18 protein-coding genes, 3 tRNA genes and 2 rRNA genes are annotated in these 22,302 nt (G+C 57.0%); 19 read left to right on the top strand and 4 right to left on the bottom strand.

Features of this window, described 5'->3' with window-relative positions; genetic code table 11:
* The first annotated feature begins 157 nt into the window (after positions 1–157).
* The 16 genes from dnaA (at position 158) to rrf (LPB405_RS04655) (ending at position 16,551) form a co-directional block, all read left to right on the top strand.
* Positions 158–1,855, top strand: a complete 1,698-nt coding sequence (dnaA, locus tag LPB405_RS04580; RefSeq protein WP_219100299.1) for a chromosomal replication initiator protein DnaA — start codon at positions 158–160, stop codon at positions 1,853–1,855.
* Positions 1,856–2,656: 801 nt separating this feature from the next.
* On the top strand, positions 2,657–3,781 hold the full coding sequence (gene dnaN, locus LPB405_RS04585) for a DNA polymerase III subunit beta (protein WP_049327445.1): 1,125 nt from the start codon (positions 2,657–2,659) through the stop codon (positions 3,779–3,781).
* 116 nt (positions 3,782–3,897) lie between these two features.
* A complete protein-coding gene (gene recF, locus LPB405_RS04590; protein WP_219100301.1) occupies positions 3,898–5,139 on the top strand; it encodes a DNA replication/repair protein RecF in 1,242 nt (413 codons plus the stop codon).
* A complete protein-coding gene (locus LPB405_RS04595; RefSeq protein WP_005504102.1) occupies positions 5,132–5,827 on the top strand; it encodes a DUF721 domain-containing protein in 696 nt (231 codons plus the stop codon). The genes recF and LPB405_RS04595 overlap by 8 nt, the downstream gene beginning before the upstream one ends.
* Positions 5,828–6,241: 414 nt before the next feature.
* The gene (gene gyrB / locus LPB405_RS04600) at positions 6,242–8,272 is read left to right on the top strand and encodes a DNA topoisomerase (ATP-hydrolyzing) subunit B (RefSeq protein WP_219100303.1); all 2,031 of its coding nucleotides are present in this window, start codon (positions 6,242–6,244) and stop codon (positions 8,270–8,272) included.
* Between the two features lie 79 nt (positions 8,273–8,351).
* Positions 8,352–10,982: a DNA gyrase subunit A gene (gyrA, locus tag LPB405_RS04605; RefSeq protein ID WP_219100305.1), complete on the top strand. Its 2,631-nt coding sequence runs from the start codon at positions 8,352–8,354 to the stop codon at positions 10,980–10,982.
* Positions 10,982–11,578, top strand: coding sequence for a DUF3566 domain-containing protein (locus tag LPB405_RS04610; RefSeq protein WP_012902635.1), 597 nt, complete (start codon positions 10,982–10,984; stop codon positions 11,576–11,578). The genes gyrA and LPB405_RS04610 overlap by 1 nt, the downstream gene beginning before the upstream one ends.
* 198 nt (positions 11,579–11,776) lie before the next feature.
* Positions 11,777–11,850, top strand: a tRNA-Ile gene (locus tag LPB405_RS04615).
* Between the two features lie 144 nt (positions 11,851–11,994).
* Positions 11,995–12,067: transfer RNA gene (locus tag LPB405_RS04620), tRNA-Ala, on the top strand.
* A 3-nt stretch (positions 12,068–12,070) separates the two neighbouring features.
* Positions 12,071–12,187 (top strand): 5S ribosomal RNA (gene rrf, locus LPB405_RS04625).
* 590 nt (positions 12,188–12,777) lie between these two features.
* Complete coding sequence (locus LPB405_RS04630; protein WP_219100307.1) at positions 12,778–14,007, top strand: inorganic phosphate transporter; 1,230 nt, start codon at positions 12,778–12,780, stop codon at positions 14,005–14,007.
* Positions 14,008–14,021: 14 nt separating this feature from the next.
* The gene (locus tag LPB405_RS04635; protein ID WP_044149971.1) at positions 14,022–14,315 is read left to right on the top strand and encodes a hypothetical protein; all 294 of its coding nucleotides are present in this window, start codon (positions 14,022–14,024) and stop codon (positions 14,313–14,315) included.
* 50 nt (positions 14,316–14,365) lie between these two features.
* A complete protein-coding gene (locus tag LPB405_RS04640; protein ID WP_012902638.1) occupies positions 14,366–14,818 on the top strand; it encodes a DUF3349 domain-containing protein in 453 nt (150 codons plus the stop codon).
* A gap of 208 nt (positions 14,819–15,026) precedes the next feature.
* The gene (locus LPB405_RS04645) at positions 15,027–16,256 is read left to right on the top strand and encodes an acetamidase (RefSeq protein WP_257604843.1); all 1,230 of its coding nucleotides are present in this window, start codon (positions 15,027–15,029) and stop codon (positions 16,254–16,256) included.
* A gap of 102 nt (positions 16,257–16,358) precedes the next feature.
* Positions 16,359–16,431: transfer RNA gene (locus tag LPB405_RS04650), tRNA-Ala, on the top strand.
* 3 nt (positions 16,432–16,434) lie between these two features.
* Positions 16,435–16,551 (top strand): 5S ribosomal RNA (gene rrf, locus LPB405_RS04655).
* Positions 16,552–16,831: 280 nt separating this feature from the next.
* Here the strand turns inward: rrf (LPB405_RS04655) and LPB405_RS04660 are convergent.
* Entirely contained in the window at positions 16,832–17,167 is a 336-nt protein-coding gene (locus tag LPB405_RS04660; RefSeq protein WP_049345994.1) for a hypothetical protein, read from the bottom strand.
* 173 nt (positions 17,168–17,340) lie between these two features.
* On the opposite strand from LPB405_RS04660, the gene LPB405_RS04665 reads away from it, so the two are divergent.
* The 3 genes from LPB405_RS04665 to LPB405_RS04675 all read left to right on the top strand — a co-directional run bounded on the left by LPB405_RS04665 (position 17,341) and on the right by LPB405_RS04675 (position 19,730).
* Positions 17,341–17,868 carry a peptidylprolyl isomerase gene (locus LPB405_RS04665; protein WP_219100311.1) on the top strand — a complete coding sequence of 176 codons (528 nt, stop codon included), beginning with the start codon at positions 17,341–17,343 and terminating at the stop codon, positions 17,866–17,868.
* Positions 17,869–18,026: 158 nt separating this feature from the next.
* Positions 18,027–18,851: a rhomboid family intramembrane serine protease gene (locus LPB405_RS04670; RefSeq protein WP_219100314.1), complete on the top strand. Its 825-nt coding sequence runs from the start codon at positions 18,027–18,029 to the stop codon at positions 18,849–18,851.
* 57 nt (positions 18,852–18,908) lie between these two features.
* Positions 18,909–19,730 (top strand): rhomboid family intramembrane serine protease, encoded by an 822-nt coding sequence (locus LPB405_RS04675; protein ID WP_049338658.1) that lies wholly within the window; start codon positions 18,909–18,911, stop codon positions 19,728–19,730.
* A 342-nt stretch (positions 19,731–20,072) separates the two neighbouring features.
* Here the strand turns inward: LPB405_RS04675 and LPB405_RS04680 are convergent, their stop codons facing one another.
* From LPB405_RS04680 to LPB405_RS04690, 3 genes are all read right to left on the bottom strand, one after another.
* The gene (locus tag LPB405_RS04680; RefSeq protein WP_049352252.1) at positions 20,073–20,891 is read right to left on the bottom strand and encodes a shikimate 5-dehydrogenase; all 819 of its coding nucleotides are present in this window, start codon (positions 20,889–20,891) and stop codon (positions 20,073–20,075) included.
* Between the two features lies 1 nt (position 20,892).
* Positions 20,893–21,213 carry a glutaredoxin domain-containing protein gene (locus tag LPB405_RS04685; RefSeq protein ID WP_049338656.1) on the bottom strand — a complete coding sequence of 107 codons (321 nt, stop codon included), beginning with the start codon at positions 21,211–21,213 and terminating at the stop codon, positions 20,893–20,895.
* A gap of 491 nt (positions 21,214–21,704) precedes the next feature.
* On the bottom strand, positions 21,705–21,869 hold the full coding sequence (locus LPB405_RS04690) for a hypothetical protein (RefSeq protein WP_005504128.1): 165 nt from the start codon (positions 21,867–21,869) through the stop codon (positions 21,705–21,707).
* Positions 21,870–22,302 lie beyond the last annotated feature (433 nt).

Below are 22,302 nucleotides of genomic sequence, written 5' to 3' on the forward strand. Positions count from 1 at the left end.
CCTGTAATTACAAGTTTTCCACCGTGTGGAAAACTCTTGTGGATAACTTTCTCCCCCTGTGTATTAAGCGGGTAGAATCTTAATGACCTCGCGGTGGTTTCCGGCATGATTTCTTTACTGCACCACCGCTTCACATCGAGTGAAAGTAAAGAATTCCATGACCGACTCCCTTCAGGCGCGCTGGGCGCATCTGCTCTCCATTCTTGCCGCCGATCCGGCGGTGACGGCACGTCAGCGCGGTTTCGTGAATCTTGCGCAGCCTCAGGGATTGATGGGTTCTTCTCGCCTCATCATTGAGGTGCCGAATAAGCTCACCCGTGCGGTCTTTGAGGAGCAGATTAGCGCTTCGTTCCGTACGGCTCTGCACGAGGCATTTGGCCCGTCGACTACCGCGCTTTTCGATGTGAATGAGTCGATGATTCCGGTTGAACCTGCAAGTCAGGACGTTTTCCATAGTGAGCGTGAGGTGCCTGTCGAGCACCAGCCCGTTCCTTCGGTAGCGATGGCTTCTGCACATCCTGAGGCGCCCGCCGGTTCGCGCGCTTTTGAGTACTACACCGAGCCGCATCCGGGCCCTGACCATTACGAAGTGCCCGCCGATGAGCAGGTCACTCGTCCCTCCCTGCAGGCTTTGGAGGCGGAACGTGCCGGATTCCCCTCCGCGCAGCAGTCGGCGGCTCCTGTTGCGGGTGCGCCGGCGCCTCGCGAGTACCCGGCACCCACTTTCGTTCCGGACGCCCCGGCGGTACCGGAGGCCCAGCAGGTGCATCCGCATGAAGACCCGGAAAACGCGCCGACTTGGGATAGCTCTGCCCGATTGAACCCGAACTACACCTTCGACACCTTCGTGATCGGTCAGTCCAACCGCTTTGCGCACGCGAGCGCTTTCGCGGTGGCGGAGCAGCCCGGCATTGTCTACAACCCGCTGTTCATCTACGGCGGTTCGGGTCTGGGTAAGACCCACCTGCTGCACGCGATCGGCCACTACACCAAGTATCTGTACCCGAATTTGCGGGTGCGCTACGTGAATTCTGAAGAGTTCACGAATGACTTCATTAACTCGATTCGTGACGATGAGGGTTCGTCGTTCAAGCAGATTTACCGCAATGTTGACGTTCTTCTGATTGACGATATCCAGTTTTTGGCGGGTAAAGAAGCAACGATGGAGGAGTTCTTCCATACGTTCAACGCCCTATACAACCACCAGAAGCAGATCGTGATTACCTCTGATTTGCCGCCGAAGCAGCTGACCGGTTTCGCTGAGCGTATGCGTTCGCGTTTCGGCTCGGGCCTGAACGTGGATGTGCAACCTCCGGAGCTGGAGACTCGTATCGCGATTCTGCGGAAGAAGGCTCAGAACGAGATTTTGCCGGTGCGCGATGACGTCATGGAGTACATTGCTTCCCATGTCACGGCTAACATTCGCGAGTTGGAGGGCGCTCTGATTCGTGCGAGCGCTGCCGCCTCGATGAAGAAGCCGCCGGAGCCCATTACCCTGGCTGAGGCTGAGACCTATCTGAAGGATTTGCTCTCTGATACCGGTGGTGCGGAGATTACGTCGGCGCTGGTTTTGGCGACGGTGGCGAAGTATTTTGATGTGTCCATTGAGGATATGCAGTCGAAGTCTCGCACCCGTACGCTCACGAATGCGCGTCAGGTGGCGATGTATCTTCTGCGTGAGCTGACCGAGATGTCCCTGCCGCGTATTGGCAACGATTTGGGCGGCCGCGACCATACGACGGTGATGCACGCGGTGCGTAAGGTGAGCGCGCAGATGGCGGAGCGTCAGACGATTTTCAATCAGGTGACTGAGCTGACGAATTTGATACGCCAGGAGCAGCGCGCCGCTGGCTAGATGCGCTTTTATTCCTGTCCCGTAGCTTATTTTATGCCTCGACTAGGTGTTTTATAGGCTTTGGGGCGGGGGCTTCACGCTGGATTCAAGGACTTTAGCGACTCTCAACGCTGGATTTTCGGGGTGTGGATAAGCTGTGCTTTAACTCATGCGTTCATGTGGACGTTAAGTGCATGAATATTCAAAAGGTGTGGAATTGAGGAAATGTATAAATATCCATGCACAATGCATCCTCAGCACTGAGTGGATTCTTCCACTTAATGTCCACAGGCTACTTCCGCGTCATTGCAGGCAAGGAAGGGGTTTTCCACCGTTTCCACAAGCGTTAACAATACTACTGTACTTAAAGAAAAAATCCTCCCCATAACAAGTAGCTCTGCTCAACCGACCGAGCCGCTTCAGGTTTTTCTGTGCGCCCCTACTGAAAACGTAGATTTTCGCGGATTTGGATCGATGGCTGCACGCTATCTCTTAGGTTGGATGTGAAGGTTGGGTTTGAAGAAGAAACCAACATCGAACCATTACCTAATTCGAACCTGTTTTCGACTGGATTTACTACACCTTCCGCCTATCTTTGTAATTACAAAAATACAGCGGCTCTGCATGCCTCATCTCACCCGATTTTTCGCTGCGGGATCGACTTTCGAGTCTCTGTGTAATTACAAAATCCGGTAGGATGGATAGACGCGCGCGCGGAAGATTCACTGCGCATCAGAGCACGCGGTATTTCCGGCTCTTTCGCCCATAAGCTTTACGTGCGCCCAAAAACTACTCTCTAATTCCGTGAAAGGCGCCTTCTCGATGAAATTCACCGTTGAACGCGATGTCCTTGCCGAAGCAGTCGGCTGGACGGCACGCTCACTTCCGCTGCGTCCCACTTCCCCCGTACTCAACGGTCTGCTGATTACCGCCTCCGCAGGTGAGGTCAGCATCGCAAGCTTCGATCACGAGACCAGCGCCCGTCAGGTCATTGCAGCCGATGTCGAAGCAGAAGGCGTTTGCCTGGTTCCCGGCAAGATCCTGGCAGAGATTTGCCGCTCCCTGCCGAACGCACCTGTCGAGTTCACCGCAGATGAGTCCGTGATCCGTATTCACTGCCGTTCCGCTAATTTCCAGCTGGCTGGTATGCCGGTCGTGGACTACCCCGAGCTTCCCGAGCTTCCCGAAATTTCCGGTACCGTGGACGGCGCCGAATTCGCTGAAGCCGTCAAGCAGGTTCAGATTGCGGTATCCAAGGATGAGACCCTGCCGCTGCTGACCGGTATCCGCGTAGAAATCAATGGCGACACCATGACCCTGCTCGCCACCGACCGCTACCGCCTGGCAATGCGCGAAATCAAGTGGAACCCGACCAACCCTGACGTTCAGGCGGCTGTGCTACTGAAGGCTAAGACCGTCTCTGAGGTCGGTAGCACCCTCTCCGGTTCCGGCGATTTGTCTATCGCCCTGCCCGCAGCGGGCGAGCTGATCGGCTTCGCAGCGGGTACCCGCCGCACCACCAGCGTTCTGATGGACGGCGACTACCCCAACATCCGTGCGCTGTTCCCCGAGCAGACCCCGATTCACGCGGTGGTTCGCACCTCCGACCTGGCCGAGGCTGCTCGCCGTATCTCCCTCGTGGCGGAGCGCAACACTCCCCTGCGTCTGAAGTTCACTCAGGGTTCGGTTGCTATTGATGCCGGCCGCGGTGATGAGGCTCAGGCTTCCGAGACTCTGCAGGCTCACCTGTCCGGTGATGACATCACCGTTGCGTACAACCCCGCCTACCTCTCGGATGGTTTGAAGGTTTTCGGTACTGAGTTCGTTCGTTTCTCCTTCACCGATGCGCCGAAGCCTGCCGTAATTTCCGGTCAGGATGAGCCTCTGGCTGAGGATGACCGCAACTACCGTTACCTGCTGATGCCGGTTCGCCTGCCGTCGAACTAGTTTCAGTGTTTGCCGCCCCGCGCGCCTCCCAAGGTTCTGCCCAAGGAAGCCCGCGGGGCTGTGCTTTCTGCCCTCCCGTACCCATCCCCAACCGAACTGCACGAAAGGAGCTTCCGGTGTATATCGACCATATTTCGTTGTTGGATTACCGCACCTACGCTCTGCTGAGCCTGCCTCTTTCGGCGGGAGTTACGGTGTTTCTTGGCTCGAATGGTGTGGGGAAAACCAATATTGTTGAGGCGATTGACTATGCGGCGTCGCTCTCTTCGCACCGTGTGAGCCATGACGGGCCGCTGGTTCGGGCGGGTGCTTCGCGCGCCTATATTCGCACCCGTACGGTGCGCGGTTCGCAGCAGACGGTGACCGAGTTTGAGATTGCTCCGGGGCAGAGCAATCGGGTGCGCATTAATCGTGCCGCGCCGGTGCGTGCCAAAGAGGCGCTGGGTATTGCCCGTACGGTGCTGTTCTCCCCGGAGGACCTTCAATTGGTGAAGGGAGACCCGGCGGGTCGTCGTCGTTTTGTGGACGATTTGGCAAGCTCTTTGCGTCCGGTGGTTTCCGGGTACCGTAGCGAGTATGAGCGGATTTTGCGGCAGCGTAATTCGCTGCTGAAATCCATGCAGCGTAACGCGCGGGACGAGAACGCTTTGAGCACGCTCTCGGTATGGGATGAGCAGCTGTCGACTCTGGGCGCTCAGCTGCTTTCTGCGCGTTTTCGTCTGTTGCAGCGTTTTTTGCCGCAGCTTCGCCGCGCCTACGCGGGGCTGACGGACGGCTCTAAAGAGGTCGGTTTCAACTATGAGTCGACTGTTTTTTCGAGCATGGGCGAGCGCTCGATCGAGCATGCGGCGCTGATGCGCGTTGAGGACCTCAAGGAGGCTTTGATGCGTGGTTTTACGGAGCGTCGACGCGATGAGATTGAGCGTGGCGTGACCCTGGTGGGTCCGCATCGTGAGGATATTACCCTGCTGCTCGGTGGCATGCCGGTGAAGCATTTTGCCTCGCACGGCGAGAGCTGGTCTTTTGCTTTGGCGCTGAAGTTGGCCTCCTGGTTTGTGCATGTTGAGGATGACTCCTCGGTGGGGTCTTCGCCGATTCTGATTCTTGATGATGTGTTTGCGGAGCTTGATTCTGCGCGCCGCCACCGCCTGGGCGCGATGGTTGCCGATGCGGAGCAGGTGCTGATTACCTGCGCGGTGCTCAGCGATATTCCGGAGGAGCTGGGCGACTACCGCCTGGTGTCGGTGACGGCGGGGCGCGCCGAGTATGTGCAGCCTGCCGCTGGTCCTGTCACTGACTCTGCGGGGCAGCCGAATTCGACCGTTTCTGCGCTCGCGGAGGGTGACGGCGATGAGTAACCCCATTCACCCTCAAAACCATGTTTCACGTGAAACATTCGATGAATTCGCGGAACCGCAGTTTGCGGAGCCCCAAAACCCGCGCGAGGTTGACGGCGTGGGTGAGTTCTACCGTGATGAGGTGGACGCCCCCTCCGCCCTACTGACCCGTATGCGAGTGGCGGCTCAAGAACGCGGCGAGGCACCTCTGAACGCCTTCTCTGCGAATAAAATCATGCGCGATTTTGGTGCGGTCATGTCCGGTGTCGCCTCGAAAAAGAAATCACGGCGAGCGCAGGGATGGGACCCCCGCATCATGGGTGGCTATAGCGGCCCCGGAGAGAGCTCTCGTGACCCCAAACCCCTTGGCGGCATTGTTAGTGCTCTGATTCGTTCTCGCGGCTGGAAAGAGCCCGTGGCAGTCTCTAGCGTGCTGGCTCGCTGGGCCGAGCTAGTGGGTCCTGAAATTGCGGCACACACCCGCCCGATCAGCTTCGAAAACTCCATTGTTGAAGTCCAGTGCGACTCTACCGCCTGGACGACTCAGTTGCGCCTGATGCACGGGCACCTCATCGAGCTTTTCCGCCGCGAACTGGGTGAGGGTGTCGTAGCTCAGGTTCGCGTACTGGGCCCGAATAACGGACGCTGGAACCAGCGAGGCTATCGGCGTGCCACCGGTATGCGCGGCGTGCGCGACACCTACGGGTAGGTGTGGTGCGTCAGGGTCGGCAGAAACCTAAGATTCGGGGTGCGTTGTATAAAACGTGCCCCTTTTCTGCACCTCATGAAAGCTTCAGAATCGCCGGCAAACTCTACGAAGCGGTGAACCGTATCCCCTACCTCATGAGGGGGTTGAACCACGCTAAACCGCCTTTGCGGGCTTTTGAGCGGGTGATAAGCCTTCAAAAAGCTCAATAAATGACGCCCGTAGATGGTTTTAAGCTCTCTTGCTCGGTAAAATAAAAGAGACAATGCGTAAAGTGTGCCCACCTATGGGCACCACCGGCACCACGGGTTGTACAGGCACGTTCTTGTGCCCTCTGTGAGGCGTTCTAGGCTCCGCTCTTGGCTACCCGTAACTTTTCTTCGCCGGTTGCATCATCTACTCAAGGAGTTCTGCCTCGTGGCATCTGAACAGAATGCATCTGAACAGCAGCATGAATACGGTGCATCCGATATTACCGTGCTGGAAGGTCTGGAAGCGGTTCGCAAGCGCCCCGGCATGTACATTGGCTCGACCACTGAGCGCGGTCTGCACCACCTGGTCTACGAGGTCGTAGATAACTCGGTCGACGAAGCGCTCGCCGGCTACGCCTCCAAGATTGACGTGACCATCCAGGCTGATGGTGCTGTTCGCGTAGAGGATGACGGCCGCGGTATTCCCGTGGATGAGCACCCCACCGAGCATAAGTCCACCGTTGAGGTCGTTATGACCGTGTTGCACGCTGGCGGTAAGTTTGGCGGCGGCGGCTACTCTGTTTCTGGTGGTCTGCACGGTGTGGGTATCTCCGTGGTGAACGCGCTGTCGACCCGCGTGATTACCGAGGTGCACCGCCAGGGCTACGCATGGCATATTTCCTTCTCTAACGGTGGTGTGCCGGATGGCCCCCTGCGCAAGGGTGAGCCCTCCGATAAGACCGGTACAATCCAGACGTTCTACCCGGATCCGGAGATTTTCGAGACCGTCGAGTTCGACTTTGAGACTCTGCGTGCGCGTTTCCAGCAGATGGCGTTCCTGAACAAGGGACTGACCATCACCCTGACCGATGAGCGTGAGAAGTTCGTCGGTGACGAGGTCACCGAAGAGGGCGAGAAGAACGTCCTTAATCGCGTGCGCGCGAACGCTGACGGTTTCACGACTGTCACCTACCGTTACGATAACGGCCTGTTCGACTACGTACACTTCCTCAACGCGGGCGCGAAGACCATCGTGAACGAGGAGATTGTCTCCTTTGAAGCCGAAGACACTGAGCGCAATATGAGCCTGGAAGTGGCGATGCAGTGGACTGGCGCCTACAAGGAGTCCGTCTACTCGTACGCGAACACGATTAACACCCACGAGGGCGGTACTCACGAAGAGGGTTTCCGTGCCGCTCTGACCTCGCTGGTGAACCGTTACGCGCGTGAGAACAAGCTGTTGCGCGATAAGGACGATAACCTCACCGGTGAAGACGTGCGTGAGGGCCTGACCGCGGTCATTTCGATTAAGATTTCTGAGCCGCAGTTCGAGGGTCAGACCAAGACCAAGCTGGGTAACTCGGAGGCTAAGTCCTTCACCCAGCGTGAGGTGAACGATCACCTCGGTGACTGGTTCGGTCGTAACCCCGCGGTGGCGAAGGATATTGTGCGCCGCGCTATCACCGCCGCTCAGGCGCGTATTGCAGCCCGTAAGGCACGCGAGACGACCCGTCGTAAGGGCCTGCTGGAGACCAGCTCCATGCCCGGTAAGCTCAAGGACTGCTCCTCGAAGGATCCGTCGATCTCTGAGATTTACCTGGTGGAGGGTGACTCCGCGGGTGGTTCGGCTGTTCAGGGCCGTGACCCGAACACTCAGGCTATTCTGCCGCTGCGCGGTAAGATCCTGAACGTTGAGCGCGCTCGCCTGGACCGTGCCCTGTCCAACGCTGAAATTCAGGCGATGATTACCGCTTTCGGTACCGGCATTGGTGACGACTTCGATATTGAGAAGGCACGCTACCACAAGATCGTTCTGATGGCGGATGCGGACGTCGATGGCCAGCATATTACGACTCTGCTACTGACTCTGCTCTTCCGCTTTATGCGTCCGCTGATTGAGGCGGGTTATGTGTACCTGGCTCAGCCGCCGTTGTACCGCATCAAGTGGTCGAACGCTCCGCACGATTATGTGTACTCGGACGCTGAGCGTGATGAGGCTCTGGCTCGTGGTGCTACGAAGAACCTGCGCCTGCCCAAGGATAACGGTATTCAGCGTTACAAGGGGCTGGGCGAGATGGACTACACCGAGCTGTGGGACACCACCATGGATCCGGCTCGCCGCACCCTGCTACAGGTGAAGATGGAAGACGCAGCGGCGGCTGACCAGATCTTCTCTGTTCTGATGGGCGAGGACGTTGAAGCTCGCCGTGAGTTTATCCAGCAGAACGCAAAGGACATTCGGTTCCTTGATATCTAATTCGCAGGAATATATTCCTAGTGGGGAATATACCATAGTGGCTATATAGCTCTATGAAGCATAAACAAATGAGAAAGTTATGAGCGAAGAACACCAGAATGAGACCACCGCAGTTGACGTAGTCAGCAATGGTGGTTCCGAAAGCGTAGGCCAGCACGGCCACATTGAACAGGTGGACCTGCAGACTGAAATGCAGCGTTCCTACCTGGACTACGCAATGGCCGTTATTATTGGCCGCGCCCTGCCGGATGTGCGTGACGGCCTCAAGCCCGTGCACCGCCGCGTGATCTACGCAATGTACGATGGCGGCTACCGCCCGGACCGATCCTTCAATAAGTGCGCCCGCGTGGTCGGCGACGTGATGGGTCAGTTCCACCCCCACGGCGACAGCGCTATCTATGACACTCTGGTGCGTCTGATTCAGAGCTGGATCATGCGTTACCCGCTGGCGCTGGGCCAGGGTAACTTCGGCTCCCCCGGTAACGACGGTGCGGCAGCGCCTCGATACACCGAGACCAAGATGGCTCCCATCGCCCTAGAGATGGTGCGCGACATCAATGAGGACACCGTCGATTTCCAGCCCAACTACGACGGCAAGTCCCTGGAGCCGACCGTTCTACCCGCGCGCATCCCGAACCTGCTGGTTAACGGTTCTTCGGGTATTGCTGTGGGTATGGCGACCAATATCCCGCCGCACAACCTGCGTGAGGTTGCTGAGGGTGTGGAATGGTTCCTGAAGAACCCGCACGCCACCAATGAGGAGCTGCTGAACGCTCTGATGGCTCGCATTAAGGGCCCGGACTTCCCGACGGGTGCGCAGATTCTGGGCACCAAGGGCATTGAGGATGCGTACCGCACCGGCCGCGGCTCTATCACGATGCGCGCGGTGGTCAACGTGGAGGAAATCCACGGTCGTACCTGCTTGGTGGTCACCGAGCTGCCGTACCAGGCGAACCCGGATAACCTGGCGATTAAGATTGCTGAGCTCATCAAGGACGGTAAGGTTACCGGTATCGCGGATCTTCGCGATGAGACTTCGGGTCGTACCGGTCAGCGTCTGGTGATTGTGCTCAAGCGTGATGCGTCCCCGAAGGTTGTGCTGAACAACCTGTACAAGCACACCCAGCTGCAGGAGAATTTCTCCGCGAATATGCTCGCCATTGTTGATGGTGTGCCGCGTACCCTGTCCCTGGATGCGTTTGTGCGCCACTGGGTGGATCACCAGATGGACGTTATCGTTCGTCGTACCCGTTACCGTCTGCGTCAGGCGGAGGAAGAGGCGCACATCCTGCGTGGCCTGCTGAAGGCTCTGGATGCTCTGGATGAGGTTATTGCCCTGATTCGCCGCTCCCCCACCGCTGATGAGGCGCGTAGCGGCCTGATGGAGTTCTTGCAGATTGATGAGGCTCAGGCGCAGGCAATTCTGAACATGCAGCTGCGTCGTTTGGCTGCTCTGGAGCGTCAGAAGATTCAGGATCGCCACGATGAGCTGATGCGCATGATTGCCGAGTACAACGCGATTATTGCGTCGGAGACTCGCCAGCGCGAGATTATCTCTGAGGAGCTGGGCGAGATTGTGAACCGCTACGGCGATGAGCGTCGCACCCAGATTATGTACGGCTACAACGGCGACATGTCTATGGAAGACCTCATCCCTGAGGAAGAGGTCGTGGTTACGATTACTCGCGGCGGCTACATTAAGCGCACCCGCAGTGATCAGTACCGTAGCCAGCACCGCGGCGGTAAGGGCATTAAGGGTGCCTCGCTGCGCGGTGATGACGTGGTGGAGCACTTCTTTGTGACGACTACGCACAGCTGGATTCTGTTCTTCACGAACCTGGGTCGCGTGTACCGTGCGAAGGGTTACGAGCTGCAGGAAGCCGGTCGTGACGCGAAGGGTCAGCACATTGCGAACCTGCTGGAGTTCCAGGGCGGTGAGCATATTGCTCAGGTGATGGAGCTGAAGAGCTATGAGGATGCTGAGTACCTGGTGCTTGCTACTCGCGGCGGCATGGTGAAGAAGAGCCGCCTGAGCGATTACGATACGAACCGTACTGCCGGCCTGATTGCGATTAACCTGCGTGAGGGCGATGAGGTTGTTTCGGCGTTCACCGTTTCGGATAAGGACGATATTCTGCTGGTGTCGCGTAACGGTATGTCGCTACGCTTCCACGCTGATGATGCGTCGTTGCGCCCGATGGGTCGTTCGACCTCCGGTGTGACCGGTATGAAGTTCCGTGAGGGCGACGAGCTGATTTCTGCGAATGTGGTTACTGAGGGTTCCTTCGTCTTCGTGGTCACTGAGGGTGGTTACGCGAAGCGTACGAGCGTGGATGAGTACCGCGTGCAGGGCCGTAACGGCTTCGGCATTAAGGTTGCTAAGCTAGTTGAGGATCGTGGCGCCCTGGTGGGTGGCCTCATTGTGGATGAAGAGGACGAGGTGCTGGTGGTTATGGCCAGCGGTAAGGTCGTTCGCTCGAATGTGAATGAGGTTCCTGCGAAGGGACGCGATACTATGGGTGTTATCTTTGCAAAGCCCGGTAAGGGCGATTCTATTATTGGTGTTGCGCGCAACCAGGATCGTCAGCTGGATGATAGCGACGATGAAACCACTGAGAACACCGAGGCTTCGGAGTCTTCTGAGGCGCCCGGTACGGACAACGAGGGTGAAGCGGCAGCTGCCGATCTCACCGCTACTGGAGGTAACTAATGAGCAGCACTCCCGCGAGCTCCTCTCCTGCGTCGGCACAGCGTTCGGCGTCGGCTGGCGCATCCAAGTCTTCGGGTGCGGCTAAGGCTGGCGCGCGTCGCCCGGCTCAGGCGCGTTCGGGCCAGGCTCGTCCTGGCGGTACCGCTAAGCGTCCTGTCGGCAAGCGCCCTGTAAACGCTAAGCGTCCGACCGGTTCGCGCCGTCAGCTGGTGCGTCCGGCGCCGCGTTCGAAGATTCGTCGTGCGCGTCTGGTGGTTCAGAAGGTTGATACGTGGTCGGTTGCTAAGCTGATCTTCCTGCTGTCTATTGCCCTGGGTATCGTGACCGTCGTGGCTTCGGTGATTCTCTGGCTGTTCCTGCAGGCTTCTGGTGCGTTTACCGGTGTGAACCAGCTGATTAGCTCGCTGGGTACCGGTTCGACCACTGTGGATATTTCGCAGATGATTTCGCTGGGTCAGGTTGCTTTGGTGACTACTATTTTTGCTGTGGTCAACACTGTGGTCTTTACTCTGCTGGGTATGATTGGCGCGATTCTGTACAACCTGGCTGCGAAGCTGGTTGGTGGCGTGACCTTGACTCTGAGTGATGAGTCCTAGTTTGTAGCTTTTGAGCTTTGTGTGCGGGCGGTTCTGTCTCTGGTGGAGGCGGTGCCGCCCGTTCTGCATGCCCCGCTCTGTATGCTCGGGAACCCCCAATATTAAAGTGTGATACAGAACATGCTTTTTCGATTTGGTGTTACCTTCAAACACCTGTATAGTTATATCTCGTTCTACGGAAGAAATTCCGCAGAAGGAGGGCGTATAGCTCAGACGGTTAGAGCGCTTCGCTGATAACGAAGAGGTCCCAAGTTCGATTCTTGGTACGCCCACTCCACACTATGAAAGGCAATAATGAAGAAATTATTGATTCTTGCTGTTCTTTCGTGTGTTACTGTGATGGTTCTGAAAAAGTACCAGAGCAATGAGGTCGTGAAGGCTTGGAAAAATAACTAAACAGTGGTTTCCGCTGAGACGGGGGCGTGGCGCAATTGGTAGCGCATCTGCTTTGCAAGCAGAGGGTTAGGGGTTCGAGTCCCCTCGCCTCCACTTTCCGGTGATTATAGCAAGAGGGAAACGCCTGGCTCCATTCCGAACCCAGAAGCTAAGACTCTTCGCGCCGATGGTACTGCACTTTTGTGGGTGTGGGAGAGTAGGTCATCGCCGGTTTATTTTTGAGAAAGACCCCGTATCGAAAGATGCGGGGTTTTTTGTTGTATTCGCCGAAGTTGTTGTATCTGCTGATGTGATGCGGGGGAATAGATGCGAATACCTCGCGAAGTTGATGTGCTGCGTGCGCCGCGGGTATAGATTCAATTCTTCGTGATATTCGAATGTGCACGGCTGTAGGAAACCCCTACTGTGGAGAATGTGCTCCGCAGAAAGCCCCGCGCCGTAAAACCCACAGGGGTGTCCCGTGTGGGTAGCTCGGTGACCTAAATGAGGTCTGAATAATAAAGGTGTGTCACAAAAAGAAAGCTGGGAGGTTCCTGAAAGTGAACACTTGGTGAACACACTTTAGCCTCTTGATGGATATAATCACCCCTCTCCCCCGCACTCTCGCATAAGCCACATAAACCAACTTAAGCATTCCGATAGGTGCACCCTTTTTTCCGCGGAATATCGGGAGAGTTTCCCCTGAAATATGGGCTCTATAGTAAAACCCTCATAAAAATCCGCTCAATGCCGTGGGTTTATCTGTTATTTCGTGTTAATTCGGAATACTTTAGATTTCGCGAAAACCGACAGATAATTTTCTTGTGACTACAGAACTCATTATTCTCGTGATCGTGGTGCTGACCGCGCTCGCCTTCGACTTTACGAATGGCTTCCACGACACCGGCAACGCGATGGCAACCTCCATCGCCACCGGTGCGCTGAAGCCTAAGACCGCCGTGGCGCTGTCTGCGTCCCTGAACCTCGTCGGCGCGTTCCTCTCTGTTGAGGTGGCACGCTCGGTTGGTAGCGGCATCGTGAACCTGGATCGTATCGATGTAACAACAGACGGCCCGGCGCTGATGCTTATCGTCTTTACCGGCCTGGTTGGCGGCATCCTCTGGAATGTTTTGACCTGGCTTCTGGGTCTTCCCTCCTCCTCATCGCACGCTCTGTTTGGTGGCCTGATTGGTTCGGCTATTGTCGCGATCGGCTTTGACGGCGTGCAGTGGATGGGCGTTCTGTCCAAGATTATTGTTCCCGCGGTCCTCTCCCCCGTCATTGCGGCTATTGTGGCGGCAACCGGCACTTGGCTGGTCTACCGTATTGCTGCCCCGGTGGCTGACGACCGTAAGCACGGCGGCTTCCACAAGGGACAGGTTGCGACCGCATCCCTGATGTCTCTGGCGCACGGTACCAACGATGCGCAGAAGACCATGGGCGTGATCTTCCTGGCTCTGGTTGCTTCGGGCACTCTGAGCAACGATGACGCGATCCCCCTGTGGGTGAAGGCTTCCTGCGCTATTGCTATTGCTCTGGGTACTTACCTGGGCGGTTGGCGCATTATCCGCACCCTCGGTAAGGGCATCGTTGAGGTAGACACCCCGCAGGGTGTTGCTGCTGACGGTGCATCCGCTGCGATTATTCTGACCTCCTCCCACTTCGGTATGGCTCTGTCGACCACTCACGTGGCGTCCGGTTCGATTCTGGGTAGTGGCCTGGGTCGTAAGGGTGCTGAGGTTCGCTGGTCTGTTGCTGGCCGCATGGTGGTTGCTTGGCTGATTACCCTGCCGGCTGCCGCGATTGTGGGTGCTCTGACCTGGTTGATTGGTCACGGCCTGAATGCTCTGACCGGCACCCAGTTTGTTGGCGAAATGACCGTGTTCGCTCTGCTGGTGATCTTCTGCTTCCTGATGTGGCGTCATTCCCAGAAGGACAACATTGACGCTTCGAACGTGACTGGCGACTGGGATGAAAAGGAAGGCGCTGCAGTCACCAGCGCTGAGGCATCCGCAGAAGCCCAGACCCTTGCTACTGAGAAGGCAGGTTCGTAGTCGTGGAATATCTGATGGACATTGTGAACAAGGTTATTCCGGTGCTGATTGCCGGTTTGTTCTTTGGCGCGGGCCTTCCGGCGCTCTATGCGCTGGGTCTGCGTATGCTGGCTGGTCGTACCGAGTACACCGCGGACGGCAAGCTCGTTGAAATTGAGCCTCCGGGAACGGCGGCGAAGATTGCTGCGTTCTGCATTTTTGCTATTATCGTAGCAATCGTAATCATCGGTATTCTCTGGGTCGCTAAGGACTTTATCGACCACACTTTCGGCTGGAATATCTTCGGCGTAACCGGTGGAGGCCACTAATCCCGTGAACACTAAATTGCATATGATGACTGCTTCGAAGGAGGGGCTCGATGCCTGATAAGAGCATGATCTCTCGAGTAATCGACTGGCTGAGCGTCGGGTATCCCAAGGATGTTCCGGTGCAGGACCGCGCGGCAGTGATGGCTATTTTGAAGATGCGTCTGACCGATGAGCAGCTGCAGGAAGTTGTTCGCCAGCTCATGCAGTCTCGTGCTGCCCGTGGTGAGGCGTACGTGAGTGACCAGCGCATTAACGAGTACATTCGTCGAGTGGTGGACCATACTCCGACTCCGCAGGATATTGACCGCGTCGCTAAGATTCTTGGTGCGCACGGCTTCCTGATTGCGGAGAACCACGTGAATGAGGACGCCGAGCCTACGGCTGGCGGTACCGAGTACGTGACCTATGATGATCCGACGACCGGCGAGATTCGTATTGCTGAATTGGCTGCTGAGTCGGCTAATATCCCGGCTCCGAATGCTACTGCTGCGCAGGACGACTAAATAGACTGCGGTGAGAGTTGAGAGCTCTCATGAAGCTTGTGACCTATGGGGTGGACTGAGTCCACCCCATAGGTTTTCTTTATGCCCTTTGCGATTGATGCGCCGCGGGTTGCCGGCATGCGCATAGGTGCGGGCGGTATTCTAGAGGGACTTCACTCCCCTCAAACCGTTGGTGGGCTTTGCGCTCGCCCTGCATCATGGAGATTCTGTGTCTTCTTCCCCTTCTTTGGAACCCGAGAACTCTCACATTCCCGATACTTCTACCCGGGGAGCCTCTCAGGGCTCTTCTGGGGCGGCATCCGTTGCCACTGAGGGTCCTATCGCTGAAGGCCCTGCCACTGAGGACTCTGCCGCTAAGACCCCCTCTGCCCGTGTCGATGCCGTTAAAGAGGCCATCGTGGGGCAGATGCGCCGCCTCGTGGTGCCCCGCCGTTCCCTGCTTCTGACCGGTGGCGTGGTTGCTGCCGCCGGGGTGATTGCCGCGATGCCGCAGATTGCGGCAACCGGTGTGCTGGGTGAGGACGCTGCGGTGGTGGTTTCGACCGAGAAGTTGCTGGCGCGCCGTGAGCGTCTGGTGCGCGAGAATATCGATACCCGCTACCTGAAGATTGAGTCGCTGGGGCGTGTTTATGCGGGTCAGGGGCGTCGTGAGCAGGATCTGCGTCTGGTGGGTTCTTTCTCCCTCACGGAGGCTGCGCAGGCCGATTTGGCGGCGGCTGCTACAGCGCTGACGAACCTGTCTGTCTACGGCTCGCTGCATCGGCTGAGCGTCACCTACGGTGGTGTGGACTTGGCGAATGACCCGCAGAACATTGCTCATACGGTGACGGATGCGCCGGTGAGCCCGCTGCGCGTGAACGACTCGGCAACCCTGCAGGAAGAGCAGTGGCTGAAGGTGCTGACCGCTAACGCGGCGCTGGGAACTCATGTGAGCTACGCGCAGGTGGGGCTGCTGGCGGATGAGCTGCGCCTGAATGCCGTGGTGATTGATGAGAACTATGAGTCCCTGATGAAGCGTTTCCGTGCGCTGGCTGAGCTGGATTTGAAGAATGAGCGGGTGCAGCAGATTCACCTGAATATTCAGTTGGCTCCGGAGAAGGCGCTGAGCCTGCCCTCGGGCGCGCAGTCGAAGATTTCGGTGAGTGTTGCCGAGTCTTCGCGCGTGGCAACGGTTGCTGATGTGCTCTCGAAGGCTGCCACGAAGAAGGAACTGAATACTTTGGCGTCGTTCTCGCTGGTGTGGAATGCTCGTGAAGAATATCCTTCTGCAGGCCAGCGGGATGCCTTCAAGCTGGGTTTCACGGATCCTGAGTCGAAGGAAGAATCCGCGAAGGAGGCGCAACGCACCGCGATTCGTAAGTATCTGCAGGAAGTCAGTGGTCCCCTGCAGGCTCTGACGAAGCGTGAGGCGACGGTGCCGGGCGAGGTTATTTCCTGAAACCTCCCTAAAGCCCTCAATGGTGTGACGGGTCTAACTCAAAAAATGCGCCTGAGGATTTGGTAAAGCCGCAAAAGGTGTTATAGACTAGTAAAGCACCGCGGGGGCGTGGCGCAATTGGTAGCGCATCTGCTTTGCAAGCAGAGGGTTAGGGGTTCGAGTCCCCTCGCCTCCACTTTCCGGTGATTATAGCAAGAGGGAAACGCCTGGTTCCATTCCGAACCCAGAAGCTAAGACTCTTCGCGCCGATGGTACTGCACTTTTGTGGGTGTGGGAGAGTAGGTCATCGCCGGTTTATTTTTGAACCGAGAACCCCATGTCGAAAGACATGGGGTTCTTTGTATGTCCGGGAAATACCAGGGGTATATGCACGGGGAGATTCAGCGCTCTATCTGCAGTGCCTCCTCTCTCCCCATCCCCAAAATCAGACAAAAATAGCCGCCTGCCAGAGTAAAACTCTAGCGGGCGGCTATATCTCTCTCATCGTCTCTTATTGGGCGCTCTCTCACGCCGTTAGCGGCGCCTCAGAAAGCTATCTCAGAACGCTTTAGAGAAGAAAAAGCGGGGAATAGCGCTTATGCGTTCTTCCAGGGATCCTCCACGGGACGAGCTGCGTTGTAGGCTGCGGCGCCTGCAACACCCAGAGCAACCAGCAGACCCAGGAATGCCAGGCCCTTACGGGGGCGCTTGCCGCCGTTACGCTCAATACGAGCCAGTTCCTTCTCAGCGGCGCGAACGGTCTTCGCGGTAGCCTTACGAGCCTTCTTCAGGGCCTTCTTGTTGCCGGTCAGCTTCTCAGCGAACATCTCAGCGGTCTTGCCTTCCAGCGCGGACTCAACAGCAGCCAGAGAAGAGACAACAGCCTGAGCCTTAGCAGCCTTGCGTGCCTTGCGCTTCTTGCAGCAGAACATGGGGTGACCTCCATCGGTTGAAATGCGCCAGCGACCAGAAAACGCCGCCGCGCGCGTAGTGTTCACCTCTCAGGATATTCAATTCCCGCCCAAAAAGCCCGCCCAACGGTGCGCCCGGGGCGAAAAAACATGTTAGATGGCGAATGAGCGCCGCCCCGTGCCACAATAGAGCCATGACTAATGCAACTGCTAAGGCAACTATCCACACTAACTACGGTGACATCGTCGTCGATCTCTTCGGCAACCACGCACCGCTGACTGTTGAAAACTTCATCGGCCTGGCTGACGGCTCCCGTCAGTGGAAGCACCCCCGCACCGGTGAAATCATGAACACCCCCCTGTACAAGGACGTCGTGTTCCACCGAATCATCAAGGACTTCATGATTCAGGGTGGCGACCCCCTGGGTATGGGCGTTGGTGGCCCCGGCTACCAGTTCAAGGACGAGATTCACCCCGAGCTCTCCTTCTCCAAGCCCTACCTGCTGGCAATGGCTAACGCAGGCCCCGGCACCAACGGTTCTCAGTTCTTCATCACCACCGTTGAGACCCCCTGGCTGAACGGCCGCCACACCATCTTCGGTGAGGTTACCGACGAGGCATCCAAGAAGGTTGTCGACGCTATTGAGAGCGTTGAGACCGGCTTCCAGGACCGCCCGGTCAAGGACGTTGTCATCTCCTCGATCGACATCGAAAAGCTCTAATAAACCCCATCAGAAGGCTCATACGAGCATTCTGCTGAAGGTGTTGAGAAAACACGTATAGTTCAGGGGCCCGCCAGGATTCTTCCGGTGGGCCCCTGCGCTTATATGCCCACGTACACCACCTTCGGACGAACCGGTACACAACTCTTGGAGGTTCAGTGGAGAACTTTCCCAACTACGCAGGCTACGGGCAGACCCCTACCGTCTGCGTCAACCACCCCAACCGCGTTAGCTACGCCCAGTGCAAGCGCTGCAACCGCACCGTCTGCGGCGAATGCCAGGTAGCGCTGGATGTGGGCATGGTCTGCCCCGACTGCTACCGCGACCTCACGGGCGGCAGCTCGAAGGCGCAAGGTTCGAAAGCACAGGGCTCATTCCTGGCGCGCCACTGGCACATTACGTACACGCTCATTCTGATTAACGTCGCGATGTACGGTCTGCAGCAGATCATTCCCAATGAATGGGTGGTTAGGCATGGCAACATCTGGTGGCCCTACGTCCAGCATGGCGAGTACTACCGCATCATCAGCTACGGTTTTCTGCATATGCAGAACGACCCGATGCACCTGGTGTGGAACATGATTAACCTCTTCATCTACGGTGTGTCCCTCGAACGCATGATGGGGCGCTGGAAGTTCCTCCTCGTGTACCTGGGCTCTATCGTCTTTGGAGCCTTCGGCGTGTACGTGCTGGCTCCTGGAACGAGCGTGGTGGGTGCCTCCGGTGGTCTATTCGGCCTCATGGGCTCGTTCTTGGCCATACTGATTATTAGGAAGCAGAAGGACACCGCACGAGTGTTCGTCATGATTACTGCCCCGAACATCATCTATAGCATTATGACCCCGTCGAATATCTCCCACGCATGCCATGCGGGTGGTTTTGTCGGTGGTGTGCTGTTGACACTGCTGTTTGTCCCGCTTGTGGATAAGCCCGAGCCTCCTCAGCAGCAGAGCCCGCAGCAATGGCAAAACGGCAGGTACTAAGCCTGAAAATACGTGAAAAATCTTCGGAAAATCCGGCACACAACCCTTGGAGGGTCAGTGGAGAACTTTCCCAACTACGCAGGCTACGGGCAGAGCCCCACGGTCTGCGTCAACCACCCCGACCGCGTTAGCTACGCCCAGTGTGGGCGCTGCAACCGCACCGTCTGCGGCGAATGCCAGGTGGCGCTGGATGTGGGCATGGTCTGCCCCGACTGCTACCGTGACCTCAATGGAGGCGCCTCGAGCCCGAAGCGTTCCTTCATCGCCCGTCACTGGCATATTACGTACACGCTCATTCTGATTAACGTCGTGGTGTACGGTCTGCAACAGATTATTCCATTCCGTTGGGTGCACAACCTCGGCATGATGTCTGGTCCCCGTGTTCACCACGGCGAGTACTACCGCCTCATCACGCACGGGTTTGTGCACTCGCAAACTGATCCGATGCACCTGGTGTGGAACATGATTTACCTCTTCATCTTCGGTGTGTCCCTCGAGCGCATGATGGGGCGGTGGAAGTTCCTCTTCGTATATATGGCGGCTACCGTGGGTGCCGGCTGCAGCGTGTACCTCTTCTCCTACTACCGGGGTGCCGTGGGTGCGTCAGGCGGTGTGTACGGTCTCTACGGCGCGTTCTTCGTCCTTCTGCTTCTTCGGAAGCAGAAGGACACCGCACGCCTCTTTATTCTGCTCATGGGTATTGATGTTGTGCAGAGCCTCTTCCACCCGAATATTTCCCACGCGGGACACTTTGGCGGTCTTGTCAGTGGCGCGCTCGCGACCCTGCTGATTATTCCGTTCGTGAAGAAGCCCGAGTCATCTGAATCTTCGGAGCCGCCGCAACAGGGCCTGCAGCGGCGGTTCAAGGGCCGCTATTGAGCCTGAAACCCGCGGAAATCCGCCTCGGAGTCGGGTTATCCACAGCAGTTTTCCACATTGTGTATAACTACATTCGTGTAATTCCACGAGTGTGAGTACATGTTAAAAACCTGTGGATACAGGCTAGAATGACCGAATTACACAGAGTGAATTACACGGGTGTAAGAGTTTTCCCCAGATTTCTCCACAGATGTGGAAAACCTTAAGTACCAGGATGTGTGTAATTACAAAAAATTTCGGCACGAAGCGCCGGATAGAACAAAAAGTGCCCGGAAGGATCAACCTTCCGGGCACTTTCACGTATCGAGCCCCTCACGGGGCGAAGAAGCAGCGGGCGCGAACCTAGTTCGCCTGAGCCTCCGCCTCCTCAACCTCCTCGGGGGTGAGCTCCACACCGGTGTACAGGCGGAACTGCTCAGCAGCCTGCAGAGCAATCACCTCGCCACCGTGAATAACTTCCTTACCCGCCGCACGAGCCGCACGAACCAGCGGAGTCTCAACGGGCATCGCCACCACGTCAAAGACCACCTGCGCCTCAGCAATAGCCTCCTGCGAGTAGGACAGCTCCTCGCTCTCCTCACCGCCAGCCATGCCAATCGGGGTCACGTTCACCAGAATCGGCGCTCGCAGGTTGCCCACCTCCGGCGCCCAGGCGTACTCGTAACGCTCAGCCAGCGCGCGACCGGTCTCCTCGTTACGGGCAATAATCATGCCCTGCGAGAAGCCCGCATCAAAGAACGCGCCAGCCACAGCCGCAGCCATACCGCCCGAACCGCGCAGCAGGAACGGCAGAGACGGATCCACATTATGCGAACGCAGCAGGGAAGCCACCGCAATCACATCCGTGTTGTACGCCTTCAAGAAGCCGTCAGTGTTCACAATCGTGTTCACCGCACCAATAACCGCAGCCGAGTGGTCCATATCGTCCATCAGCGGGATAACAGCCTGCTTAAACGGCATAGACACCGAGCAGCCACGAATACCTAGAGCACGCACGCCGGCGATAGCACCCTCAATATCGGTGGTGGTCATCGCCTTGTACAGGTAATCCAGACCGTGCTTCTCGTACAGGTAATTGTGGAACTTAATACCGTGATTCGACGGGCGACCAGACAGGGAAATGCAGACCGTCGTATCGCGGTTCAGTGCCGGGCGAGCCATCTTAAGCCTCGCCGCTAGAGTTGAGGGTGTTCTCAATCAGCTTCTTCACCTTGTTGCGGCTCACCAAGTCAGCGACCACAAAGTGGGTGTCGCCGGTATCCACGGTGGGGACGGTCGCGTTGCCGTCGTTGAGGGACTTCACATGCGCCTCAGCCTGCGGATCCTCCCAAATGTTCACCCAGGTAGCGTGGTCGCCCAGCTCGCCCAGCTTAGAATCCAGAGCCTCGCAGTAGGGGCAGCCGGGGCGCCAATAAATGACGACGCCACCATCCTTCATGACCTCGCGTGCCTTCTGCTGATCGGACTGCTGACGTTCAAACATAGTTCCTCCATAGACGGGGTGCTCCGCGGTCTTCAGGAGGCACTGAAACCTACCTGAGGGCGCAGCTCAATAAGTTGACATATCAAGCATAGCCTGAGGTTACAGGGGCAGGGGAGAGGTCCTCATAGGGCGAACGTCCGCGGCGCACTCGCCCAGAAGTCTTTACAGCGGCGCTTTAACGGCATACGCCCCACACCAAGGTTGCCGGACCAATGATGCGGGGCGTATACAGTTCGCGAGAAAGCGCGAGCACTTGTGCTGAGTAAGAGTAAAAGAAGAGTGAAAACAGGCTACCAGACGGTAACCGAAGCTGAGCAATATGCCGAGTGAGTCGGTGAATGAAAGAACCCAGGCGGGGCAGAACGCCCCATTATTTGAGAGAGATGTTGAGTGAAAGCCGTTGAGTGAAAGCCTGTAATGCAAACCCAGGGAAAGGCGCCCTACCCCATGAGGAGGCGAGGTAAGGCGCCAATCCTAAGGAGGCTATCGCCTTACTTGCCGAACTTCTCGGTCAGCTTGGAGACGTTCTCGGTCACGACCTCTTCAACCTTGGCAACGTGCTCGTCGGTGACGACCTCCTTGCCAGCCTTTTCGTTGATGACTTCCTGAGCCTTGTCGAGGCCCTGCTCAACGGTGCCCTTGATATCGAAGCCCACGGGGGCCTCCTTTCTGCGCTTTCGCGCTCTAAAGCCTCACTTGTGGTGAGGGGTGATTCGCCGTGCTGGCGAAATCGGAGTGTGATGCTTTGGTGGACGAAACCTACAAGCTGGGTTTGTATGTGACGGTAGAACCCAAGTGCAGATGCTATCCATATGCCGGACTATGCGCATCGAAACTTTACAGCTCACGGATTGCGTCCGTCGATAAGTGTACATACCCGCGAAGGCAAGAAAAACCACCCTCAGAAAACGTGGCGCCACTTTTGACCAACGACCAAAAAATTATGGCTTATCAGTGCGTTATTACAGGGGATGAGCGGAGGAAATTTGCAGAAACTCGCAGGAAACTTCCAGCTATGAATATTGTTCAAACCTCGAAAAAACGCCCCTATGACACCCCGCCGATTTATGACAGACCTCATCGCCCAAC

The organism is Rothia mucilaginosa (genome assembly GCF_019334805.1).
GTDB classification, from domain to species: Bacteria; Actinomycetota; Actinomycetes; order Actinomycetales; family Micrococcaceae; genus Rothia; species Rothia mucilaginosa_C.